This window comes from Edaphovirga cremea (assembly GCF_003332275.1).
Classification (GTDB): domain Bacteria; phylum Pseudomonadota; class Gammaproteobacteria; order Enterobacterales; family Enterobacteriaceae; genus Edaphovirga; species Edaphovirga cremea.
Window position 1 is genome coordinate 42,977 of sequence record NZ_QOVA01000002.1, and the last position, 20,769, is coordinate 63,745.

Below are 20,769 nucleotides of genomic sequence, written 5' to 3' on the forward strand. Positions count from 1 at the left end.
AAATTGGTTTATTGGGTCGGAACCCGATCCAATATTTCAGCAAACGGCGCGCCCATACGGGTGACGCTGCGGCTAACCAGTTGAGGCATCAAACTTATTTTTCCGGCTGGGAACAAATTGATTACCGTGGAACCGAGTTTAAAGCGACCCATCTCCTGGCCTTTGACCAGTGTGATCGCCCCTTCGTTCCCTGCAGTAGGGTAGGTCCAGCGCTGCACAATACCTGGGCGCGGTGGGGTTATCGTTCCCGACCAGACGGTTTCGATGCTGCCAACGATGGTGGCTCCAACCAGAATCTGTGCCATTGGACCGAAAGAGGTATCAAAGACGCAAATCACCCGCTCATTACGGGCAAAAAGATTTGGCACATTGGCTGCGGTTAATGGATTTACCGAGAAAAGATCGCCAGGCACATAGATCATCTCACGCAGCGTGCCGTCGCATGGCATATGCACGCGGTGATAATCACGCGGGGCCAGATAGGTAGTGGCGAAAATACCGTGGTTAAATTCTGCGGCCAGCAGGTAATTACCGGCTAACAAGGCTTCCAGCGTGAACTCATGACCTTTTGCCTGAAATAATTTCCCATCGACAATGGCACCGAGTTGGCTCACTGCACCATCGGCTGGCAGAGCAATCTGATGCAGTTCGCTGACTACCGGACGGGCATCACTGCGCAGAGGGCGGACAAAAAATTCGTTGAATGTACGGTATGAGGAAAATTGTGGTTCCTGCGCTTCCTGCATATCCACTTTGTAGTGGCGTGCAAATAATTTAATGACCAACTGGGTCAACCAACCGGCCTGTTTGTCTGCACCCCAGCCAGCAAGGCGGGTGAGTCCCTGTTTAGGGAGGAGGTACTGTAGTTTTATTTTAATGCTGTCCAGCACGGGAACCTCTCGTTTGAATTGATCCTTCCAGGCATACGTCTTACCTGAAATGCTTACTTGGAATGCTTGCGTAGAATAAATAAAAAGGGGGCGAATTGTAGCGATGGTTCACCCCCCATTCAACGTTAGTTCACTGACCACCGCCGATTCAGCAGAAACGGCCGTTACAGGATAACGGCCGTTTTTTGGGCAGGGCAGTGAAGAACCAAAATCAACCATCACTGATCGTTGAATGTCTTCCGGTTTTTCATTTCAGACATACTTTCGAGGATGCGATGGTAATTGTCGTATCGCTCTTCGGCAATGTCGCCGCGATCAACGGCATCACGAATGGCGCAACCAGGATCGCTGCCGTGTTTGCAGTCACGGAACTTGCAACTGCCCAGATATTCGCGGAACTCCTTGAAGCCCAGCGTGACCTGCTCGGCATCCAGATGCCACAGGCCAAACTCGCGAACGCCCGGCGAATCAATCACATCACCGCCGTGTTGAAAGTGATAAAGGCGAGACGCCGTGGTGGTATGTTGCCCCAGTCCTGAGTTATCCGACACCGTATTTACCAGAATTTGCTTTTCTTCCGGTGGCAGCAGGGCATTCAGCAGGCTGGATTTACCCACGCCGGACTGACCGGCGAAGATGCTAATCCGGTCGGTCAGCGCTTCCTCAAAGGCTTTCATGCCTTCGCCGGTCTGGCTGGAGACTTGCAGCACGCGATAACCAATATGACGGTAAATATCCATCGCCTTATCAACGAAGCGTCGACCTTCGTCATCCAGCAGGTCAATTTTATTGAGAACAATCAACGGTTCCACTTCAACCGTTTCACAGGCCACCAGATAACGGTCAATGATATTCAGGGAAAGTTCCGGTAAAATAGCGGAAACGATGGCGATCTGATCGATATTGGCGGCGATGGGTTTCACCCCATCATAAAAATCAGGGCGAGTCAGAACGGAAGTGCGTTCATGTACCGCTTCAACAATACCCTTCAGGCTGGCATTCTCTTCTTTGCCAGCACGCCAGACAACGCGGTCGCCAGTAACCAGCGATCGAATCGTGCGGCGTATGTTACAGCGGTGCTGACTACCGTCTGCGGCTTCCACATCGGCATGCATACCAAAGCGGCTGATGACGATCCCCTCTTGCGGATCGCCATGCAGCGAGTCATCCAACTCTTTTCTGTTGTCTGTTTTTGTCAGACGACGCTGATGGTTTGCGGAAACACGACGTTGTTGCCCTTTTGACAGTTTGTTCTTACTCACTGCGCCTCACTTAATTCGGCTTTTATCGCTCGGTGCGAGCAAAACGACTATGATACACGCTATTTTATACTAATTAACCGTTCCTGAGTGGACTGTTAGTTACACTCCCCGTTAACAAACCGGTAAACAGCGTCAAGAGCAAGGTCACCGCTCTGTTCACTGCGCCGGTCGGCAAGCAGGAAATATTATGGCTGGCGACGAAAATAACCTGATTTGGATAGACCTGGAGATGACAGGTCTGGATCCTGAGTGCGATCGCATTATTGAGATAGCGACTCTGGTGACGGATGCTAATCTGAATATTCTGGCTGAAGGTCCGGTGATGGCAGTGCATCAATCTGCTGAGCAACTGGCTTTGATGGATGAGTGGAACACGCGCACGCACGGTGAGAGTGGATTGGTTGCGCGGGTAAAAACCAGCCCGTATAACGATTTTCTGGCGGCGCACGAAACCATTGAGTTCCTGAAACACTGGGTACCTGCAGGTAAATCACCGATTTGCGGTAACAGCGTCGGGCAGGATCGTCGTTTTCTGTTTAAATACATGCCGGAACTGGAAGCCTATTTCCACTATCGCTATCTGGATGTGAGTACGCTGAAAGAATTGGCTCGTCGCTGGAAACCGGAAATTCTCGCTGGTTTCAAGAAACAGAATACGCATCAGGCGCTGGATGACATCCGTGAGTCGGTCGCTGAATTGGCCTATTATCGCGAGCATTTCATTCAGTTGTAGACGTTTTTTGCTGGCCCCAGTCGGCCTGGGCACCAGCATGTTCAGAGAGTTGATGCTTAATTCGCCGAGTTGTTCTTTTTATCGGCACCTATCATCAACACTTAAATAAAAAGCGCTTTTTTTGCTTTCAGGGGCTTGCGGCAGAAAGGATTTCTCGTATAATGCGCACCCCGTACCGATACGAATTTTGTACTGGTGCGCAGGGCGGGAATAGCTCAGTTGGTAGAGCACGACCTTGCCAAGGTCGGGGTCGCGAGTTCGAGTCTCGTTTCCCGCTCCAAGATTCAAACGTCGCTTTTAGCGGCTCAATGAAAAATAGAAGTACCATGCGACGCGGGAATAGCTCAGTTGGTAGAGCACGACCTTGCCAAGGTCGGGGTCGCGAGTTCGAGTCTCGTTTCCCGCTCCAAAATTCAAATGCTGTATTTACAGCAGGGTGCACCAAGCATCTCAATGCGGGAATAGCTCAGTTGGTAGAGCACGACCTTGCCAAGGTCGGGGTCGCGAGTTCGAGTCTCGTTTCCCGCTCCAATTTTCATACTCATCCAGATTCCTCTTCTCTCCCTGAAGAGATTGTTCATATTGTGTCTTTCCTACATGCTGTAGTACTTTCTTGAACAGACTTATCCACAGGTTTCGTTGTTTAATTGACCTGTATACTTTTTGCGCTATTCCTATTGTTAAAAAATAACGTGCTGATTTTGTTATTAATATTTTTATATTAAAACGTTATGACGATCACTTGCTCTTTTTGTTGCAGTTGATAGACAAAGCATTTTTATTTTTATGCACAGACGGGGGATAAAAAGTGTAACGGGGATAACTCGTTTTTCAGGCGTCTCTCGACAATCCTTTTTCAACAGCTCGAATCAGCCGTTTCTTCTGTGAAGACATCACTTCCACCCCATTCTCACTGCGTCTTGCCCACTGCTGATCGATAGCCCATTGAATATGTTCATCCAACATGGGGTGCTCACCGATACGTTGCTGCAGGGCGAGAATAATCTCCGCCTGATAAGGCGCATTACCCAACGCGACCGAAATATTCCGCAACCAACGCAAATGACCAATACGACGAATCGCCGACCCCTCAGTGATGCGCAGGAATTTCTCTTCATTCCAAGAAAACAGATCCAGCAGTTGTGGTGCATGAAGTGCTGCACGCGGGCTGAAATCTTCTTCATCGGTTAATTGTGAAAATCTGTTCCACGGGCAAATGAGCTGGCAATCATCACACCCGTAGATGCGATTCCCCATCAGCGGCCTGAACTCTTCGGGAATAGCGCCTTCAAGTTCAATGGTCAGATAGGAAATACAGCGTCGCGCATCTACAGTATAAGGGGCAACAATGGCACCCGTTGGGCAGGTTGTTATGCAAGCAACACATCGCCCACACTGTTCCTGCTGGGGCGCATCTACCGGTAAAGGAATATCGATGAGCAACTCCCCAAGAAAAAACCAGGAACCTGCGTCTCGATTAAGAATTAGTGAGTGCTTGCCAACCCAGCCGATGCCCGCTTTAGCTGCAAGTGAACGTTCCATGATGGGGGCGGAATCGACAAAAGGGCGGAAATTCAGTTCACCACAATACGCCTGAATTTTATCGCCGAGTTTTTTCAGCCGTTGGCGCAGGAGTTTGTGGTAGTCGCGGCCCAGCGCATAGCGGCTGACATAACCCAATTGGGGATTATTCAGCGTGCTGGCGAACGCGGCTTTGGCGGGGAGGTAATTCATTCTTACGCTGATGACCCGCAATGTGCCGGGCAAGAGTTCATGGGGGCGGGCGCGCAGCATCCCGTGGCGCGCCATCCATTCCATCTCGCCATGGTACTGCTTATCAAGCCACGCCTGGAGTTTTGGTTCCTCCGTGGAGAGATCGGTATCACAGATCCCTACGTGCTGGAAACCTAGCGATTGCCCCCATTGCTTGATATGTTGGGCTAATTGATTGAGATCGAGGGGGAGTGTCATGACAAACCAACGTAAGAAACTAAACAGAGTAAGTTTACCACACTCTGTCTTTTCTGCGGACTGGGTACGGCAGGCTGAACGCTCGGCAGCTCAACAAGCCGGTCTCTCACTGTATGAATTGATGGAGCGCGCGGGGCATGCGGCCTTTGAACTGGCCCGTACCACCTGGCCCGATACCCGCCACTGGCTGATTCTTTGCGGCCATGGCAATAACGGCGGTGACGGTTATGTGGTGGCTCGACTAGCTGCCGCCGCTGGCCTGCAGGTAACGCTGCTTGCTGTGGAAGGAGAGAGGCCGTTGCCTGACGAAGCCCAAATGGCGCGGCAAGCCTGGCTGGCAAGCGGGGGACAGATTGCAGCATCTGGCAGTGCCTGGCCTGAGAATGTTGATCTGATCGTGGACGCGTTGCTGGGTATCGGTTTAGCCTCCGCACCCCGGACACCTTACGATGCACTTATCGAGGCCATAAACCGTCATCGCGCCCCGGTAATTGCGCTGGATATTCCTTCTGGTTTGGATGCGCAGGCAGGTACGACGCCGGGTGTGGCAGTGAAAGCGGAAGTGACGCTTTGCTTCGTGGCGCTGAAACCGGGACTGCTTACTGGGCAGGCGCGTGATTGTGTCGGGGAACTTCATCATTCATCTTTGGGTCTGAATGACTGGCTGCATAAACAAACCCCTCTGCTGGAGCGGCTTGATGCGTCTCAATTGAGTGAATGGCTGAAACCGAGACGCCCCTGCTCGCATAAAGGTGAACATGGGCGATTGCTGGTGGTGGGGGGCGATCATGGCTACGCAGGCGCAATCAGAATGGCGGCAGAAGCCGCATTGCGCAGTGGTGCAGGAATGGTGCGAGTACTTACTCACAAACAGAATATTTCCGCGTTACTGACAGCCAGACCTGAATTAATGGTGCAGGAGCTGACGGATTCTTCGCTGGCGCAAGGGGAATCCTGGGCGGATGTCGTCGTTATCGGGCCGGGACTGGGGCAAGGTGAATGGGGTAAAAATGCCCTCGGGCAGCTTGCACACAGCGATAAACCCGCTTTATGGGACGCAGACGCGCTAAACATGCTGGCAATCAATCAGCAGAAGCGTCAGAATCGCGTCCTGACGCCGCATCCCGGTGAGGCATCGCGTCTGTTAAACTGTTCCGTGGCAGACATTGAGAGTAACCGCTTACTTTCAGCCCGGAAGCTGGTGCAGCGCTACGGCGGCACGGTGGTGCTTAAAGGGGCAGGTACGGTTATCGCCAGCGAAGAGGGCGAATTGAGCATTGCTGACGTAGGCAATACGGGTATGGCCTCGGGTGGAATGGGCGATGTGCTGTCAGGAATCATTGGCGCGTTGTTGGCGCAAAAATTTACGTTATACCCTGCCGCCTGTATCGGCTGCGTTGTACACGGCGCTGCGGCGGATATCGTCGCTGACGAACAGGGAACCCGCGGATTACTGGCAACAGATCTGCTGCCAGTAATCACAAGATGTGTCAATCCAGAGTTGCAATAACAGATATAAAAGCATGAATGAACTTGTTTTATCTCTGCCAGATGAGGCAGCAACCGTTGAACTGGGCGCCAAACTCGCCCGCGTATGCGATCGTTCCACCGTTATCTATCTCTTGGGGGAGTTGGGTGCCGGGAAAACGACCTTCAGCCGCGGATTTCTGCAGGCGCTGGGTCATCAAGGGAACGTTAAAAGTCCGACGTATACGCTGGTCGAGCCTTATATGCTGACGCCATTGGCTGTCTATCACTTTGATCTTTATCGTCTGGCCGATCCGGAAGAATTGGAGTTCATGGGAATTCGCGATTATTTTCAGCAAGATGCAGTCTGTCTGGTTGAGTGGCCGCAGCAGGGCGAAGGATTTCTCCCGCAGCCGGATATTGAATTGCATCTGGCGTACGTTTCTGAGGGGCGACAGGCAAGATTGAACGCGCTTTCTGAGTATGGCATGCAACTTTTACATCGTGTAGCCACGTAACAAGGATAATCACGCGATGATGAAACATTTCTCCATCAGCAGATGGCAAAAGATAAAAAATGTCGCGGCGGGGATGGTTTCCGTGCTGGCACTCATTGCCGGACTGATCGTGACTGGACAGGCTGTCGCCGCCAATCTTAAAGATATTCAGGTCACCAACGGTGCGACGAAATCGACAGTAAATCTCAGTTTTGACGGCGCGCCAGTCTACGCATTTTTCCCGTTGCACAACCCTGAACGGGTTGTGATAGATATCCGCCAGACCGGGGTTATTTCCGGACTTCCCCTTGACTTCAATGGCCAAAATCTGCTGCGTCGCATCCGCTCCAGTACAGCGCAAGATGCGCAAAGCATCCGTTTGGTTCTGGAGTTGACACAGGGTGCGAAAACCCGCGCGACAACGCAGAAAAATGGCAGTCTATCGACGGTAGTGTTTACCCTGAGTTCGAATACGGTAGCCAAACAGGCTGCACCTGCCACCAAAGCCACCACGCCTGCGCGCCGCACTGCGGCAGCCAGTTCCAGTGTGAGCAATCCTTTCAATAACGATAAAACGACGGCTGTGACCAGTACGGTTACCAGCAATGTAGCAAGCAGTGCTAATAGCACCCTGCGTACCAGTGCGTCATCATCATCGGGCGATCGTATCGTTGTGGCGATCGACGCCGGTCACGGTGGACAGGATCCCGGTGCCATCGGGCAGGACGGCCTGAAAGAGAAAAATGTCACGATCGCCATTGCGCGCAAGCTGCAAGACAAAATGAATAGCGATCCCATGTTCAAGCCCGTTTTAACCCGGACTGGAGACTATTTCATTTCTGTTATGGGCCGGTCAGATGTTGCCCGTAAACAGGGCGCGAACGTGCTGGTGTCCATTCATGCGGATGCCGCGCCAAACCGCAGTGCCAATGGCGCATCGGTTTGGGTTCTGTCAAACCGTCGTGCCAACAGCGAAATGGGTAACTGGCTGGAGCAGCATGAGAAACAGTCCGAATTACTGGGTGGCGCGGGTGATCTGCTGGCTAACAGTTCGGCGGATAAATATCTCAGCCAGGCTGTTCTCGATTTGCAGTTCGGTCACTCCCAACGGGTTGGATATGATGTGGCGGTGAAGGTGCTGCGTGAAATGCAACGCGTCGGATCACTGCACAAGCGTCGGCCTGAGCATGCCAGTCTGGGCGTATTACGCTCGCCAGATATCCCCTCGTTGCTGGTGGAAACCGGCTTCATCAGTAACAGTACGGAGGAGCGACTGCTCGGCAGCAACGCATATCAGGATAAAATTGCGACGTCCATTTACAATGGGCTGCGCAGTTATTTCCTGACGCATCCGTTACAATCCGACCCAAAGGTCGAAAACCGTCCGCTTATGGCATCAACGGTGGTTGATTCCAGCTCATTGTCTGGCGGCCTCTCGCAACCGGGACCTATCATGAATACGTCCTCCACTGCGCGCTCATCAGCCAGCGGCAAGGCGACAGTCCATACGGGGACAGTTCATACAGTGAAGGGTGCGGAAACATTATCAGGCATCGCCCAGCAGTATGGCACCACGATGACGGCCATCCGCGATCTGAATAAACTGAAAAAAGACGGCGTATGGGTGGGACAGCGGTTGAAAATACCGGCATCCGGCACAACTGTATCAACAGCGGTAGCATCAACGGCAGTGAAAAAACCGATCAGGCATACTGTTAAACGTGGGGATACATTATCGGCTATCGCCGCGAACTACGGTGTCAGTATGAGTGAGATCAGACGCATCAATAAATTAAAGTCGGATAACGTCCCGCTCGGCCAGACGCTAACCATTACGCAGTAACCGGTATACAGGAGTCGCCATGCCCATTCAGGTGTTACCGCCACAGTTAGCGAATCAGATCGCCGCTGGTGAAGTGGTCGAAAGACCGGCTTCAGTAGTGAAAGAACTGGTGGAAAATAGCCTGGATGCCGGAGCCACGCGGATCGATATTGATATCGACCGAGGTGGCGCAAAACTGATTCGCATCCGCGACAATGGCTGCGGTATCGGTAAAAATGAGCTGGCGCTCGCTCTGGCCCGCCATGCGACCAGCAAGATCAGTACGCTGGACGATCTCGAGGCCATTGTTAGCCTGGGGTTTCGTGGCGAAGCACTGGCGAGTATCAGCTCTGTATCTCGCCTGACCCTGACATCCCGCACCGCCGAACAACCAGAGGCCTGGCAGGCGTATGCTGAAGGGCGCGATATGGCCGTCACCGTCAAACCTGCCGCCCACCCCGTTGGCACAACGCTTGAAGTGCTCGATCTGTTTTACAACACGCCTGCACGCCGCAAATTCATGCGTACCGAAAAAACCGAGTTTGGTCATATCGACGAAGTCGTGCGGCGCATTGCATTGGCGCGTTTTGATGTGGCGATTAATCTCAGCCATAACGGCAAATTAATGCGTCAGTACCGTGCTGCCGGTGATCCGTCGCAGCATGAGCGCCGTTTGGGATCAATCTGTGGACCTGCGTTCCTACAGCATGCATTGGCCGTTTCCTGGCAACATGGGGATTTAACGATCCGGGGTTGGGTTGCCGATCCTGCCGGGTCGCGTGCGCTGGCCGAAATGCAGTATTGCTACGTTAACAGTCGGATGATGAAAGATCGTCTCATCAATCATGCGATCCGTCAGGCATATCAGGATCAACTGAAAGACGAGCAACTGCCCGCTTACGTGCTCTATCTGGAGATCGACCCGCATCAGGTCGATGTCAATGTCCATCCCGCCAAGCATGAAGTCCGCTTCCATGAAGCCCGTCTGGTGCATGACTTTATTTATCAGGCGGTAATGACTGTTTTGCAGCAGGCCGGATCGCCTGCACTGCCGCTGGTGGATGAGGCGACAGGCGAAATTCAGGAACCGGCACCGCGCTGGCAGCCTGAAAATCGGCAGGCCGCGGGCGGCAATCAGTTTTCCCAGCCTTCTGGGGCATCGCGTGAAACTGGGCGCGGTGATGCCCATGACAAAGCACGTGACAACATCAGTGCCTCCGCAGCAGCGGGTCAACGTCGCCAGGCGCGTGAGCCCTTTCCTGGTGGCCGTGGTCCGGCAGATTCGCCAGCCTATACCCGGCCACAGGGTGAGTTGTATCGGAAACTGTTACAACCCGCCGTGGTTGAAGAACGGATGGTCAGCCCGGCGAAAGAAGAATCAGCGCCGTCCGCCAAACCTGTGCGCTCCGATGCGCTAAAAGGGCACAGCCACAGTTTTGGGCGTGTTCTGACCGTTTATCCACCCAGCTATGCACTGCTCGAACGTGAGGATCAGATTTGTCTGCTGTCACTGCCCGTGGCGGAACGCTGGTTGAAACAGAGCCAACTTATTCCCCCAGCAGAGGGTTTACGCCCACAACCATTGCTGATCCCGGTAAAACTGACACTGGAAAAATCTGAAACTGCCGCACTGGCACGTCATCAGTCCCTATTGGGAAGCTTAGGGATTACACTGGTGACCGAGCAGGGCCGAACCACCCTGAGTGCGGTACCTTTACCATTACGCCAACAAAATTTACAAAAACTGATACCGGAACTGTTAGGCTATCTGAGCTTGCATCAGACAATTCAGGTGGAAAGTGTGGCAACATGGTTGGCACGGCATCTGGGCAGCGAGCATCAAATATGGAACAGTTCGCAGGCCATACAATTATTGACCGATGTTGAGCGGCTTTGCCCGCATCTGGTGAGTTCACCGCCATCGGGCTTGCTGCAACCTATTGAGTTACATGCTGCTATTGCAGCTTTGAATGATGACTGAGACAACAGACAAGACCGCACCCGCGGCGATTTTTATCATGGGGCCAACAGCCTCTGGGAAAACGGCCCTTGCAATGGCACTTCGCCAGCGTTTGCCCGTGGAACTGATAAGCGTTGACTCTGCGCTGATTTATCGGGGTATGGATATCGGCACCGCCAAGCCGACATTTGCTGAATTATCCCAGGCTCCCCACCGTTTAATTGATATCCGTGATCCTTCAGATGCCTATTCCGCCGCTGACTTTCGTGCAGATGCACTAAAAGAGATGGCCGCGATCACGGCGCAAGGAAAAATTCCGCTGCTTGTTGGCGGTACGATGTTATATTTCAAAGCGTTACTGGAAGGTTTATCACCTCTTCCCTCGGCCGATGCCGCTGTGCGTGAGCGCATAGAGCAGCAGGCTGCCGAGCAGGGTTGGGAGGCGTTACATCAGCAGTTACGTGACATAGATCCAGTTTCGGCAGCACGTATTCATCCGAATGATCCCCAGAGACTCTCCAGAGCACTGGAAGTTTTTTTTATTTCGGGTAAAACTTTATCGGAACTGACTAAAATTTCGGGCGAAACGTTGCCTTATCAGGTTCATCAGTTTGCGATAGCACCTCAAAATCGTGAGTTGTTGCATCAACGCATCGAGTTACGGTTTCACCAGATGCTGGCGGCTGGCTTTGAGGCTGAAGTTCAGGCGCTGTTAAAACGTGGTGATTTACATACGGATTTGCCTTCCATTCGCTGCGTGGGTTATCGCCAGATGTGGTCATATCTCACTGGTGAGATAAGTTACGATGAAATGGTTTATCGTGGTATTTGCGCGACACGTCAGTTGGCCAAGCGCCAAATGACCTGGTTACGTGGCTGGAGCTCGGTGAATTGGCTCGACACCGAAAAGCCGGGAGAGGCTTTGGACACTGTAATTCAGGTTGTTAGTGCATAGGTTGAGTGATTGTGTACAATTGATGAGTACTCATCGCGCATTTTTTTTAAGTAGTTTATTTTAGAGCCGTCAGGTTCTTAGTTACAAACAACAAGCAAATAAGGAAAAGATAGAATGGCTAAGGGGCAATCTTTGCAAGATCCGTTCCTGAACGCATTGCGTCGCGAACGTGTTCCGGTTTCTATTTATTTGGTGAATGGTATTAAGCTGCAAGGCCAGATTGAGTCTTTTGATCAGTTTGTCATTTTGTTGAAAAACACGGTCAGCCAGATGGTGTATAAACACGCTATCTCTACCGTTGTGCCTTCACGCCCGGTGTCGCATCATAGTAATAATCCGAGCGCTGGCACCACCAGTAATTATCATCATGGTAGTACACCGTCTGCGCAGCAACAGCCGCAGCAGGATAGCGATGACGCTGAATAAAGCGCATTGCCAGTCAACCATGACGGGGTTCATAAGTAGAGAAACTCTGCTTATGCCCCCCGAACTAGCGGTATTGATCCGTTTGAGAGGTTGCACGCTTGTTTGACCGTTATGAAGCCGGTGAGCAGGCCGTACTGGTTCATATCTATTTCTCGCGCGACAAAGATACAGAAGACCTCAGTGAATTTGAATCGCTGGTCTCTTCTGCGGGCGTGGACGCTTTGCAAGTGGTAACTGGTAGCCGCAAAGCCCCGCATCCCAAATACTTTGTTGGTGAAGGAAAGGCCGAAGAAATTGCAGATGCTGTTAAATCCAGTGGCGCATCTGTTGTCCTGTTTGATCATGCGCTTTCGCCTGCCCAAGAGAGAAATCTTGAAGCATTGTGCGAGTGCCGCGTTATCGATCGCACCGGGTTGATTCTCGACATCTTTGCCCAGCGTGCCCGTACCCATGAAGGTAAGCTGCAAGTCGAGTTGGCTCAGCTACGTCATTTAGCCACACGATTGGTTCGTGGCTGGACGCACCTTGAACGCCAGGGTGGCGGGATTGGCTTGCGTGGGCCGGGTGAAACCCAGCTTGAAACTGACCGCCGTTTGTTACGCGATCGCATCAGTTTGATTCTTTCCCGTCTCGAGCGCGTGTCGAAACAACGTGAGCAAGGCCGTCGTTCCCGTACTAAAGCGGACATTCCCACTGTTTCACTGGTAGGGTATACCAACGCCGGTAAATCCAGCCTGTTTAACCGAATGACGTCGGCGGAAGTTTATGCTGCCGATCAGCTATTTGCCACACTGGATCCTACGTTACGCCGCATCAATGTGCCTGACGTGGGGGATACGGTTCTGGCGGATACAGTAGGCTTTATTCGTCATCTGCCGCACGACCTGGTGGCCGCATTCAAAGCGACCCTCCAGGAGACGCGACAGGCTGCTTTGCTATTGCATGTGATTGATGCTGCCGATTTACGTGTCGAGGAGAATATTGACGCGGTGAACACGGTGTTGGCAGAGATCGAAGCCGATGAAATACCTACACTATTAGTAATGAACAAAATTGATATGCTGGACGATTTTGTTCCACGTATTGATCGCAACGATGAGAATTTACCGGTCAGGGTGTGGGTGTCAGCCGTCACTGGTGAAGGGATCCCGTTGCTGTTACAGGCGTTGACGGAGCGTCTTTCCGGTGAGATTGCGCAGTATGAATTGCGCCTGCCACCGCAGGCTGGCCGTCTTCGCAGCCGTTTTTACCAGCTTCAGGCGATTGAAAAAGAGTGGATTGAAGAGGATGGAAGTGTGGGTCTGGTGGTGCGAATGCCCATCGTTGACTGGCGTCGCCTCTGCAAACAAGAACCGGAACTGATCGACTTTATCGTTTGATCAGAGCCTGTTAGATTTAGCCTGAAGAACACCAATCATAGAAGAATGGAGCTAAAACATGGCGTGGAATCAGCCCGGTAATAACGGACAGGACCGCGACCCGTGGGGGAGCAGCAATAATAATGGCGGCGACTCTGGCGGTAATAATAAAGGTGGCCGTAATCCTGGGCCACCGGATCTGGACGACATTTTCCGCAAACTCAGTAAAAAACTGAGTAGTTTCGGCGGGAAAGGCTCAGGCAGCGGGAACGGTAACATCCCAGGACCTCAACGTAGTTTCAGCGGCCGGATCGTCGGTATTGCTGCTGTTGCTGTCGTGGTGATCTGGGCAGCCAGCGGTTTCTATACCATCAAAGAAGCAGAGCGGGGCGTGGTACTGCGTTTCGGTCAGTTTAGTCACCTGGTTCAACCGGGTCTGAACTGGAAACCTACCTTCATTGATGCAGTGATTCCGGTTAACGTCGAATCAGTGCGCGAACTTGCTGCTTCAGGCGTAATGCTGACCTCTGACGAGAACGTGGTACGCGTTGAGATGAACGTGCAGTACCGCGTGACCGATCCAAGGGCGTATCTGTTCAGTGTGACCAATGCCGACGATAGTTTGAGTCAGGCTACCGATAGCGCCTTGCGTGGTGTCATTGGTAAATACACGATGGACAAGATCCTGACCGAAGGTCGTACGATCGTCCGTAGTGATACGCAGCGTGTACTTGAAGAGACGATCCGTCCTTATAACATGGGGATCACTCTTCTGGACGTCAACTTCCAGGCCGCACGTCCGCCTGAAGAAGTGAAAGCCGCATTTGATGATGCGATTGCCGCACGTGAAAACGAACAGCAATACATCCGTGAAGCCGAAGCCTATTCGAACGAGGTTCAACCTCGGGCAAATGGTCAGGCGCAGCGTCTGCTTGAAAACGCCAGAGCGTACCGTTCACGTACCGTTCTGGAAGCAGAGGGTGAAGTAGCGCGTTTTGCCAAGTTGTTGCCGGAATACAAAGCCGCCCCGGAAATTACCCGCGAGCGTTTGTATATCGAAACAATGGAAAAAGTCCTGAGCCATACCCGTAAGGTGTTGGTGAATGACAAGGGCAATAGTCTGATGGTGTTGCCGCTGGAGCAGATGTTCCGTGGCGCAAAAGCGGGTGATGCAGTAAATGACGATTCGGACAGTCTGATTCGCCTGAATTCTGCCAACTCCGCTGCGGCTGCGGCCAATAGCGCGACGCCAGGCAGTGCCAGCAATACACGTGGGACTATTATGGACCAGCGCCGTGCCAACGCACAGCGTGACGATAACGTTCGCGTAGGGAGAGAATAACCAATGCGTAAGTCTTTTTTACTTATCGTCGTTGTCGTGCTGGTGGCGCTTTATGCTTCACTGTTTGTGGTTCAGGAAGGTGAGCGCGGTATCGTGCTGCGCTTTGGTAAAGTCCTGCGCGACAGCGAAAACAAGCCTGTGGTTTTCGAACCGGGCCTGCACTTCAAAATCCCATTTATCGAGTCGGTAAAAACGCTTGATGCCCGTATTCAAACGATGGATAACCAGGCCGATCGCTTTGTAACCAAAGAGAAGAAAGACCTGATTATCGATTCATACCTGAAATGGCGTATCAGTGACTTTAGCCGTTACTATCTGGCGACGGGCGGGGGTGATGTTTCCCAGGCCGAAGTGCTGTTGAAACGTAAATTGAGTGACCGTCTGCGTTCCGAAATTGGTCGTCTTGATCTGCGGGATATCGTTACTGACTCCCGTGGTCGCCTGATGTCTGATGTGCGGGATGCGCTGAACAACGGTTCTGAAGATGACGAAGCAGCCACCACGGAAGCCGATGATGCGATTGCCTCTGTTGCGAAGCGCGTTGAGCGTGAAACCAGCGGTGAACAGTTGCAGGTCAATCCAAACAGTATGGCGGCTTTGGGTATTGAAGTTGTCGACGTGCGAATCAAGCAGATTAACCTGCCAGCCGAAGTTTCTGATGCAATCTACCAACGTATGCGTGCAGAGCGTGAAGCTGTAGCTCGTCGCCACCGTTCGCAAGGTCAGGAAGAAGCTGAGAAATTGCGTGCAACGGCTGACTATGAAGTGACCCGTACCCTGGCAGAAGCTGAGCGTCAGGCGCGTATCACCCGTGGTGAAGGCGATGCTGCCGCTGCCCGTCTGTTTGCTACGGCATTCAGCGAGGATCCGGATTTCTACGCATTTCTCCGTAGCCTGCGTGCTTATGAAGTCAGCTTCAAGAACACGCAGGATGTGATGGTACTTAGCCCGGACAGTGATTTCTTCCGCTTTATGAAATCACCGGAAAGAAGCCGTCCATAAGCAGTCTGCTTTCTCTTTAAGGCCCGTTCGCGGGCCTTTTCTTTTTCTCAAAGTATTCTCAGAGTGTTATCAGGGGTATAGAAATGAATTCGACCATCTGGCTGGCATTGGGATTGGTGCTGGTATTGGAAGGGCTGGGACCGATGCTTTTTCCACAGGCCTGGCGAAAAATGATCCATGCGATGACGCAATTGCCCGATACGGTATTACGACGTTTTGGTGGGGGATTAGTGGTTGCGGGCTGTGTGATCTACTACATGTTGCGTGTCAGAAACGGTGGATAAAAAAATAACCGTACGCGTTGCGGGAATGATAGACACAGATCTGATTTTCGTCGAAAAAAAGTGCGCAATCGTATGCTAAAAGTACTGAAACCCTGATAATGAGATGGTAGAATCCTTTTTTAAGCAACCTGGTGAATTTTGAGATGGGTAAGAACGTCGTCGTACTGGGCACCCAATGGGGTGACGAAGGTAAGGGCAAGGTCGTAGACCTGCTGACCGAACGGGCTAAATATGTTGTGCGCTACCAAGGTGGTCACAATGCGGGCCATACTCTGGTAATCAACGGTGAAAAAACCGTTCTTCACTTAATCCCCTCTGGCATTCTGCGTGAAAATGTTACCAGCATCATCGGCAACGGTGTTGTGCTGGCGCCTGACGCTCTGATGAAAGAGATGACGGAGCTTGAAGCGCGTGGCGTCCCGGTACGAGAGCGTCTGTTACTGTCTGAAGCCTGTCCGCTGATCCTTCAATATCACGTTGCGCTGGATGTTGCGCGCGAGAAAGCACGTGGCGCGAAAGCTATCGGTACTACCGGTCGCGGTATCGGCCCTGCTTATGAAGATAAAGTAGCGCGTCGCGGTCTGCGTGTTGGCGATCTTTTCAACAAAGAGACGTTTGCCGTCAAGTTGAAAGAGATTGTTGACTACCACAACTTCCAACTGGTCAATTACTACAAAGAAGAAGCGGTTGATTACCAGAAAGTTCTGGATGACGTGATGGCTGTTGCCGACATCCTGACTGCCATGGTAGTGGATGTTTCTGAACTGTTGGACAGCGCCCGTAAGAAAGGTGAACTGATCATGTTTGAAGGTGCCCAAGGCACGCTGTTGGACATCGATCACGGTACCTATCCGTACGTAACCTCTTCAAATACCACGGCGGGCGGCGTAGCCACCGGTTCGGGTATTGGTCCTCGTTATGTTGATTACGTGTTGGGTATCGTTAAAGCCTACTCAACCCGCGTTGGCGCAGGTCCATTCCCGACTGAACTGTTCGACGAAACCGGCGAATTCCTGTGCAAGCAGGGCAACGAATATGGTGCAACGACCGGTCGTCGCCGCCGTACAGGTTGGTTGGATGCGGTTGCGGTTCGCCGTGCAGTGCAGATCAACTCCCTGTCAGGTTTCTGCATGACCAAGCTGGACGTGCTGGATGGCCTGAAAGAAGTGAAAATCTGTGTGGCCTATCGTTTGCCAAACGGCACGACGGTTACCACTACCCCGCTGGCAGCGGAAAACTGGGAAGGCATTGAGCCGATCTATGAATCCATGCCTGGCTGGAGCGAAAGCACCTTTGGTGTCAAAGAGTTCGATAAACTGCCTCAGGCAGCACGTAACTACATCAAACGAGTCGAAGAACTGACCGAAGTACCGATTGATATTATTTCTACCGGTCCGGATCGCGAAGAGACGATGATTCTGCGCGACCCGTTTGATGCATGATTGAGATAGCTTGTTAGCAGTATCCCTTCTGATAACCGGGCTGAACAGGCCCGGTTTGTTATTTTTGCCTGTCCGTGGTTGTTCCTCTGCTATTGACTCCCCCAGCGTAAATGATTAGCCGCAACTTTGTGGCTGGTTTATCATTCAAAGAGTAATCTCAGTTATAGTAATAGAAGCGCTGTCATATCAGACGCCTAAATACAGGGTAAATTAATACCCAGAGGTATGTGTGCAGTTAACAAGTTTTACTGATTATGGATTGAGAGCACTGATCTACATGGCGTCATTGCCAGACGATCAGATGACGAATATTTCTCAGGTCACCGAAGTCTATGGTGTCTCACGAAACCATATGGTCAAAATAATCAATCAATTGAGTCGCGTCGGCTTCGTCACCGCTGTACGGGGTAAAAATGGGGGTATCCGCCTCGGAAAACCGGCGGATCAGATCCGTATCGGTGATGTAGTCCGCCAACTGGAACCCCTGGCCCTGGTCAACTGCTCAATTGAATTCTGCCATATCACGCCAGCCTGCCGTTTGAAGCAAGTGCTGCATACGGCTGTTCAGAATTTCCTCAAAGAGCTCGATCAGTACACCCTTGCTGATATGGTGAAAGAAAATTCGCCACTCTATAAATTATTGCTTGTTGAATGAAGTCTATTGAACAGCAACCTGCTGATGACGACGGAGGAACCGCAATGTCACAAGATCCCTTTCTGGAACGAGAAGCAGAAAAATACGAATCCCCTATCCCGAGCCGCGAATTTATTCTTGCTCATTTGGCGAAACGCGAAACACCCGCCAGCCGCGAAGAGCTGGCCAATGAATTAGAACTTTCTGGTGAAGAAGCGTTGGAAGCCTTGCGTCGCCGTTTGCGCGCCATGGAACGTGATGGACAACTGGTCTTTACCCGCCGCCAATGTTACGCCTTACCGGAACGTCTGGATTTGCTGCGCGGAACGGTCATTGGCCACCGCGACGGCTATGGTTTTATGCGTGTGGAAGGTAAGAAAGAAGACATCTATCTGTCTGCTGAACAGATGAAAATGGCTATTCATGGCGACGTTGTGCTCGCGCAACCGATCGGTGAAGATCGTAAAGGTCGCCGCGAAGCGCGCATTGTTCGCGTGCTGGTGCCGAAAACCAGCCAGATTGTTGGCCGCTATTTTACCGATGCCGGTACCGGTTTTGTGGTACCAGACGACAGCCGTTTGAGTTTCGATATCCTCATCCCACCGGATGCCGTGAGCGGCGCACGCATGGGCTATATGGTGGTTGTCGAATTGACCCAACGCCCAACCCGCCGCACTAAAGCCGTGGGTCAAATAGTTGAAATCCTCGGCGATAAAATGGGTACCAGCATGGCTGTCGACATCGCCTTGCGTACGCATGAAATTCCTCATACCTGGCCGCCACAAGTGGAAAAACAGGTTGAGTCCCTGAGCGAACAAGTGCCTGAAGAGGCCAAAAAAGGCCGCGTTGATTTACGTGATCTGCCTTTGGTGACGATCGACGGTGAAGATGCCCGTGACTTCGATGATGCGGTTTACTGCGAGAAGAAACGCGGTGGTGGTTGGCGTCTCTGGGTTGCCATTGCTGACGTCAGTTATTATGTGCGCCCGCGTACTGCGCTTGATGACGAAGCGCGCAGCCGGGGCAACTCGGTTTACTTCCCGTCACAGGTAGTACCGATGCTGCCGGAAGTGCTCTCCAACGGATTGTGTTCGCTTAACCCGCAAGTTGATCGCCTGTGCATGGTGTGTGAGATGACTATCTCCGCACAGGGGCGTCTGTCGACGTCCAAATTCTACGAAGCAGTGATGAGTTCGCACGCCCGTCTGACCTACACCAAGGTCTGGCATATTATTGAAGGCAATGAGGAACTGCGCGAGCAGTATCATCCGCTGGTCAAACACCTCCAGGAATTGCACGTGATGTACAAGGCCCTGGATCAGGCGCGTAAAGAGCGTGGCGGTATCGGTTTCGAGACCGAAGAAGCCAAATTTATCTTCAATGCCGAGCGCCGTATTGAACGTGTTGAACCGACCGTACGTAATGACGCCCACAAACTGATCGAAGAGTGTATGATCATGGCGAACGTCGCCGCCGCACGCTTCGTTGAAAAGAATAACGAACCTGCATTGTTCCGCGTGCACGATCGCCCGAGTGACGATCACATTTCTGCGCTGAAGAGCGTTCTGAACGAGCTGGGCCTGGTTCTTGGCGGGGGTATGAAGCCGGAGCCAAAAGACTATGCGCAGTTGATGGATGAAGTGGCTGAGCGTCCCGATCATGAGATGCTGCAAACGATGCTGCTGCGCTCAATGAAACAGGCGATTTACGACCCGGAAAACCGTGGCCACTTTGGTCTGGCGCTGGCATCTTATGGGCACTTTACTTCACCGATTCGCCGCTATCCCGATTTGGCGATGCACCGGGCGATCAAATACCAGTTAGCGAAAGAGCACGGTAACGTGAAAGATCGCTGGACGCCAACCGGCGGCTGGCATAGCGATTACGAAGACATGCTGCAACTCGGTGAGCACTGCTCAATGACCGAACGCCGCGCTGACGAAGCGACGCGTAACGTTGCTGACTGGCTCAAGTGCGACTTCATGCAGGATCACGTGGGTGAAGTCTTCAGTGGTATTATCGCCAGCGTCACGGGATTTGGCTTCTTTGTGCGCCTGAGCGACCTGTTCATCGACGGGCTGGTTCACGTCTCCACGCTGGATAACGACTATTATCGCTTTGACAGTATTGGTCAGCGCCTGATTGGCGAATCCTCAGGCCAGGTTTATCGCCTGGGGGATACCGTTGAAATTCGCGTTGAAGCAGTCCATCTCGATGAGCGGAAAATCGATTTCGCGTTGGTTTCCAGTACCCGGAAATCTCGCGGTGAAGGTAAAACTGCCCGCGACAATGGTAAGAAAGAGGGCTCCCGTGGCCGCACCATGCGGAGCGACGCGCCTTCGCGCGGCAAGGCACCACGCCGCAGTGGCAAGAAGCCAGCCAATTTTGAGCCGGACAGTGCGTTCCGTAAAGAAGGCGACAAATCTGGTGCAGCCGGGAAAGATCAACCTTCATCGCGCAGTAAACCACCGCGTCGCGGGGGCAAAAAACCGGCCAGCGCAACTGAACCCGCTTTTGCTGCGCGCAAGAAAGAGGGCGATAAACCCGCGACGGTGAGCAAGGATCAGAAAGCGAAGAAAGCGAAAAACGTGTCGGAAAAAACCAAGAAAATTGCCGCTGCGACCAAAGCCAAACGTGCCAAGAAAAATACCAAAACAGAAGGTTAACGACAGATCCGTCCTTTATTTCCGGGCGACAAAAACTATTTCCGGGCGACAATAACAT

17 protein-coding genes and 3 tRNA genes are annotated in these 20,769 nt (G+C 52.3%); 17 read left to right on the top strand and 3 right to left on the bottom strand.

Annotation, left to right across the window (positions count from 1 at the left end):
- Positions 1-8: 8 nt before the first annotated feature.
- A complete protein-coding gene (gene asd / locus DRI82_RS03110) occupies positions 9-890 on the bottom strand; it encodes an archaetidylserine decarboxylase (protein ID WP_114192056.1) in 882 nt (293 codons plus the stop codon).
- Positions 891-1,108: 218 nt separating this feature from the next.
- Positions 1,109-2,152, bottom strand: coding sequence for a small ribosomal subunit biogenesis GTPase RsgA (gene rsgA, locus DRI82_RS03115; protein WP_114192057.1), 1,044 nt, complete (start codon positions 2,150-2,152; stop codon positions 1,109-1,111).
- Between the two features lie 187 nt (positions 2,153-2,339).
- Between rsgA and orn the strand changes: the two genes are divergently transcribed.
- The 4 genes from orn to DRI82_RS03135 all read left to right on the top strand — a co-directional run bounded on the left by orn (position 2,340) and on the right by DRI82_RS03135 (position 3,416).
- Positions 2,340-2,885, top strand: a complete 546-nt coding sequence (gene orn / locus DRI82_RS03120) for an oligoribonuclease (protein WP_114192058.1) — start codon at positions 2,340-2,342, stop codon at positions 2,883-2,885.
- A 204-nt stretch (positions 2,886-3,089) separates the two neighbouring features.
- Positions 3,090-3,165: transfer RNA gene (locus DRI82_RS03125), tRNA-Gly, on the top strand.
- A 53-nt stretch (positions 3,166-3,218) separates the two neighbouring features.
- Positions 3,219-3,294: transfer RNA gene (locus DRI82_RS03130), tRNA-Gly, on the top strand.
- A 46-nt stretch (positions 3,295-3,340) separates the two neighbouring features.
- Positions 3,341-3,416 (top strand) — tRNA-Gly (locus DRI82_RS03135).
- Positions 3,417-3,716: 300 nt separating this feature from the next.
- Here DRI82_RS03135 and queG read toward each other — a convergent pair.
- Positions 3,717-4,856 carry a tRNA epoxyqueuosine(34) reductase QueG gene (gene queG, locus DRI82_RS03140; RefSeq protein ID WP_114192059.1) on the bottom strand — a complete coding sequence of 380 codons (1,140 nt, stop codon included), beginning with the start codon at positions 4,854-4,856 and terminating at the stop codon, positions 3,717-3,719.
- On the opposite strand from queG, the gene nnr reads away from it, so the two are divergent.
- The 13 genes from nnr (at position 4,855) to rnr (ending at position 20,711) form a co-directional block, all read left to right on the top strand.
- A complete protein-coding gene (nnr, locus tag DRI82_RS03145; protein ID WP_114192060.1) occupies positions 4,855-6,366 on the top strand; it encodes a bifunctional ADP-dependent NAD(P)H-hydrate dehydratase/NAD(P)H-hydrate epimerase in 1,512 nt (503 codons plus the stop codon). The two genes, queG and nnr, sit on opposite strands and share 2 nt — an antisense overlap.
- A 13-nt stretch (positions 6,367-6,379) precedes the next feature.
- Positions 6,380-6,841: a tRNA (adenosine(37)-N6)-threonylcarbamoyltransferase complex ATPase subunit type 1 TsaE gene (tsaE, locus tag DRI82_RS03150; protein WP_114192061.1), complete on the top strand. Its 462-nt coding sequence runs from the start codon at positions 6,380-6,382 to the stop codon at positions 6,839-6,841.
- A 16-nt stretch (positions 6,842-6,857) separates the two neighbouring features.
- Complete coding sequence (gene amiB, locus DRI82_RS03155) at positions 6,858-8,663, top strand: N-acetylmuramoyl-L-alanine amidase AmiB (protein ID WP_170138663.1); 1,806 nt, start codon at positions 6,858-6,860, stop codon at positions 8,661-8,663.
- Between the two features lie 19 nt (positions 8,664-8,682).
- Positions 8,683-10,623: a DNA mismatch repair endonuclease MutL gene (gene mutL / locus DRI82_RS03160; RefSeq protein ID WP_114192062.1), complete on the top strand. Its 1,941-nt coding sequence runs from the start codon at positions 8,683-8,685 to the stop codon at positions 10,621-10,623.
- Positions 10,616-11,557 carry a tRNA (adenosine(37)-N6)-dimethylallyltransferase MiaA gene (gene miaA, locus DRI82_RS03165; protein WP_114192400.1) on the top strand — a complete coding sequence of 314 codons (942 nt, stop codon included), beginning with the start codon at positions 10,616-10,618 and terminating at the stop codon, positions 11,555-11,557. The genes mutL and miaA overlap by 8 nt, the downstream gene beginning before the upstream one ends.
- A gap of 114 nt (positions 11,558-11,671) precedes the next feature.
- Complete coding sequence (hfq, locus tag DRI82_RS03170; protein ID WP_114192063.1) at positions 11,672-11,983, top strand: RNA chaperone Hfq; 312 nt, start codon at positions 11,672-11,674, stop codon at positions 11,981-11,983.
- Positions 11,984-12,081: 98 nt separating this feature from the next.
- A complete protein-coding gene (gene hflX / locus DRI82_RS03175) occupies positions 12,082-13,362 on the top strand; it encodes a ribosome rescue GTPase HflX (RefSeq protein WP_114192064.1) in 1,281 nt (426 codons plus the stop codon).
- 58 nt (positions 13,363-13,420) lie between these two features.
- Positions 13,421-14,683: an FtsH protease activity modulator HflK gene (gene hflK, locus DRI82_RS03180; protein WP_114192065.1), complete on the top strand. Its 1,263-nt coding sequence runs from the start codon at positions 13,421-13,423 to the stop codon at positions 14,681-14,683.
- 3 nt (positions 14,684-14,686) lie between these two features.
- The gene (gene hflC, locus DRI82_RS03185) at positions 14,687-15,685 is read left to right on the top strand and encodes a protease modulator HflC (protein ID WP_114192066.1); all 999 of its coding nucleotides are present in this window, start codon (positions 14,687-14,689) and stop codon (positions 15,683-15,685) included.
- Positions 15,686-15,768: 83 nt separating this feature from the next.
- Positions 15,769-15,969 carry a DUF2065 domain-containing protein gene (locus tag DRI82_RS03190; protein WP_114192067.1) on the top strand — a complete coding sequence of 67 codons (201 nt, stop codon included), beginning with the start codon at positions 15,769-15,771 and terminating at the stop codon, positions 15,967-15,969.
- Between the two features lie 143 nt (positions 15,970-16,112).
- The gene (locus DRI82_RS03195) at positions 16,113-17,411 is read left to right on the top strand and encodes an adenylosuccinate synthase (RefSeq protein ID WP_114192068.1); all 1,299 of its coding nucleotides are present in this window, start codon (positions 16,113-16,115) and stop codon (positions 17,409-17,411) included.
- A 229-nt stretch (positions 17,412-17,640) separates the two neighbouring features.
- Positions 17,641-18,066 carry a nitric oxide-sensing transcriptional repressor NsrR gene (gene nsrR, locus DRI82_RS03200; RefSeq protein WP_114192069.1) on the top strand — a complete coding sequence of 142 codons (426 nt, stop codon included), beginning with the start codon at positions 17,641-17,643 and terminating at the stop codon, positions 18,064-18,066.
- A gap of 44 nt (positions 18,067-18,110) precedes the next feature.
- Positions 18,111-20,711: a ribonuclease R gene (gene rnr / locus DRI82_RS03205; protein ID WP_114192401.1), complete on the top strand. Its 2,601-nt coding sequence runs from the start codon at positions 18,111-18,113 to the stop codon at positions 20,709-20,711.
- Positions 20,712-20,769: the final 58 nt, after the last annotated feature.